Origin of the sequence: Colwellia sp. C1TZA3 (genome assembly GCF_007954265.1) — a bacterium.
In the GTDB taxonomy this organism is placed as follows: domain Bacteria; phylum Pseudomonadota; class Gammaproteobacteria; order Enterobacterales; family Alteromonadaceae; genus Cognaticolwellia.
In genome coordinates this window covers 1-592 of the sequence record NZ_VOLS01000160.1, presented here as the reverse complement: position 1 = coordinate 592, position 592 = coordinate 1, and the positions used below count along the sequence as shown (strand labels likewise).

Below are 592 nucleotides of genomic sequence, written 5' to 3'. Positions count from 1 at the left end.
GAAGATAACCCAATCAATTAACCTTCCGGCACCGGGCAGGCGTCACACCGTATACGTCATCTTTCGATTTTGCACAGTGCTGTGTTTTTAATAAACAGTTCCAGCCACCTGGTTACTTCGACTCTCCGATGCTTACTGAGCAAGTCATTCACATTAGAGAGCGTACCTTCTCCCGAAGTTACGGTACTATTTTGCCTAGTTCCTTCACCCGAGTTCTCTCAAGCGCCTTAGTATTCTCTACCTAACCACCTGTGTCGGTTTGGGGTACGGTTGCTATATATCTGAAGCTTAGAAGCTTTTCCTGGAAGCATGGCATCAATGACTTCAACTCCGTAGAGTCTCGTCTCGTATCTCAGTGTTAACAGCAACCCGGATTTACCTAAGTCGCCCACCTACATACTTTCACACGGACTACCAACGCCGTGCTCACCTAGCCTACTCCGTCCCTCCTTCGCAATATATAGCAGTACAGAAATATTAATCTGTTTCCCATCGACTACGCGTTTCCGCCTCGCCTTAGGGGCCGACTTACCCTGCCCTGATTAACATGGGACAGGAAACCTTGGTCTTTCGGCGGGGGAGTTTTTCACTC

1 rRNA gene is annotated in these 592 nt (G+C 48.5%); it reads right to left on the bottom strand.

Going from position 1 to position 592, the window contains the following annotated elements:
- Positions 1-592, bottom strand: a 23S ribosomal RNA gene (locus ESZ39_RS17655); the annotation flags it as partial.